Annotated in this window: 3 protein-coding genes and 1 pseudogene; 2 read left to right on the forward strand and 2 right to left on the reverse strand. The window is 63.3% G+C overall.

What is annotated here, in order from left to right; translation table 11 throughout:
• Positions 1-180: pseudogene (locus ACFWN1_RS33050) on the forward strand (site-specific integrase); the annotation flags it as partial.
• Between the two features lie 106 nt (positions 181-286).
• Here the strand turns inward: ACFWN1_RS33050 and ACFWN1_RS33055 are convergent.
• Both ACFWN1_RS33055 and ACFWN1_RS33060 read right to left on the reverse strand, forming a co-directional pair.
• Positions 287-955, reverse strand: coding sequence for a hypothetical protein (locus ACFWN1_RS33055; RefSeq protein ID WP_384370392.1), 669 nt, complete (start codon positions 953-955; stop codon positions 287-289).
• Positions 956-964: 9 nt separating this feature from the next.
• Entirely contained in the window at positions 965-1,777 is an 813-nt protein-coding gene (locus ACFWN1_RS33060) for a polymorphic toxin-type HINT domain-containing protein (RefSeq protein ID WP_384370395.1), read from the reverse strand.
• 28 nt (positions 1,778-1,805) lie between these two features.
• Between ACFWN1_RS33060 and ACFWN1_RS33065 the strand changes: the two genes are divergently transcribed.
• The coding region (locus tag ACFWN1_RS33065) for a hypothetical protein (protein ID WP_384370398.1) at positions 1,806-2,015 on the forward strand (210 nt) is incomplete at its 3' end.

The raw sequence follows: 2,015 nt of genomic DNA on the forward strand, positions 1-2,015 counted from the left end.
GGCGTCGACCTCGTCGTCATCAAGGAACTCCTCGGCCACGCCCACATCGGCGTCACCGCCGGCGTCTACGCCCACGTCCGACTCCGCCTCCAACGCCAAGCCATCGACACCCTCGGAGGCTTCCTCGGATCAACCGACGACGCCCCCGACAACCCATCCGTCACAGCCGTCGTCTGCTGACGTTGCCGTCACCGTTGCCGTCAAACAGCCAAAGTGCCCCGCCGGAATCAATCCGGCTGGGCACTTTGTTGATGAAATGCGCGGTCTTTCACGAACCCCTATGAGATCAAGGGGTCGTGGTCGACACCAATTCCCTCATCCGGACAAGGAAAGGAATACCTTCCCTTTCGGCGCGCATCGCAACATCACGGAACAGGAGCTTCTCGTCAGACTCATCAGCACCAGACAGGAGGGCGATGTCCCGCACTTGCTGCCCGTAGTGAGTCATCAACCTGTCCCACGAAACGTCGCCTTCGGCGCCTGGACGTTCGGCCTCGCCTTCCGCCCAAACAGAATCAACCTCAAGAGCGCCAATAACGGCATTGAATGCGCCACTTCGCGATTCTTCGAGGTAGGCGCGCAACGCCAGAGTCGCGGCAGAAATTGACTCCACAGTCAAAGCTTGCGCGAGGCCAAATTCATCAACCGTGTTGATCGACTCAAGGTCTGACTCTGCACTCACGATCGCAGCCTCAAGCCTGGGAGCAAGTTCGATGGCAGAGGCGCCCGGCCTGGCGCGCAGAACTCGCCACGCCCCCACCAGGCCATCGTGAACCAATCCGTATCCTTCCAGCTCAACGTGGGCCTCGCTGTACGCCTGATAGACGGGAAGAGTCCGGTGGGCTGCGGCCAGAGAGAGCACGAAGACTCTCTCCTGGGCCAGCTCGCCACACGCTGCCTCAATCCGGCCAATCTCTTCCTTTGTGAGCATTTGCACCCCTTCCAATGCCGCCACGATCGAGAGTTACCTTACGCCGGGCGGAAGCCAGAGAGCGGTCCTAGGGCTCACAAGTGTCGCACCCTGGTTTGTCAAGAACTGAGAACAAGCAGGACAGAAAGGCCTACTGGCTGCAATCCCACCAGGACTAAGACCTAGGTGCTGAGCTGCATTTACTAGCTTCACTTCAGCATGCGCACCATTACTCATCGACATAGCCAATTCTCCAGCGTCAAGAGACTCGGCCCTTTGGATCAGAGTGAGGTTACTCCTCGCTCCAACAGCAGACAGATCAATGCCTCCACCAACGCCGTCGGCGTGCAACACCCCGGTAGTCCTGTACCGCTGGCCGCCTGACGGAATCAGAGAATGCAAGTCGTCGGCCCTATCGGTCAGATGACCTAGGTCGGCAGCCCCGCCGCCGCAGTTGTGAACCAGGACCGGCGTGGCCCCCGCCAGCACATAGTACGTATGCGCCTGCGTGACCGTCAGGTTGTAGACCGCAGCGTGTGCCGTCCATGCCTCGACCGCGCCGATCTGGACCCAGGTGCCCGAGGACGTCTGGAGCCACTGGCCGGGCTTGAGGTGGCCCGCGTCGATCCACTCCCGCAGGGTCGGAACCCAGAAGGGGTGGCCGGCGGTCGCGGTGACCCTGGTCTTCGTCTTGGCGGAGGAACCGTCGTGGGCCGTGAGGGTGATGCGGACCAGGTCCTTCTGGCCCTTGCCCAGGATCTTCGCCGTGGCCGTCTGGACCGAGGTCCTCCCGGTCATCGGGTCGGTCGCGACGACCCTGTCGCCGACCTTGACCTTCTCGATCGGCTTGGTCGACCCGTCGGCCATCAGGACCTTGGTCCCGGGGACGAAGCTGTTGGACTCACCGCCGACCGCCTCGCAGGCCGCGCCCTGGACCTCCTCCCTGGCGGTGTCCCTGGCCTCCTCCCGGACCTCCTTCGCGGTGTTCTTGACCGCCCGCCGTACCTGCGACGGCCTGGGCCGCGCCTTCGGCTGGGAGCGCGGCTTGGCACGCGGCTTGGGACGTGCCGCCGCCTTCCGGGCCGCCGCCCGACGTGCCGCCGAC

Origin of the sequence: Streptomyces sp. NPDC058459, from assembly GCF_042721685.1 — a bacterium.
Lineage (GTDB): Bacteria > Actinomycetota > Actinomycetes > Streptomycetales > Streptomycetaceae > Streptomyces.

Coding starts and splice junctions, on each gene's coding strand:
- ACFWN1_RS33060 (WP_384370395.1), bottom strand. CDS start 1,777: ATGGCCGACGGGTCGACCAAGCCGATCGAGAAGGTCAAGGTCGGCGAC.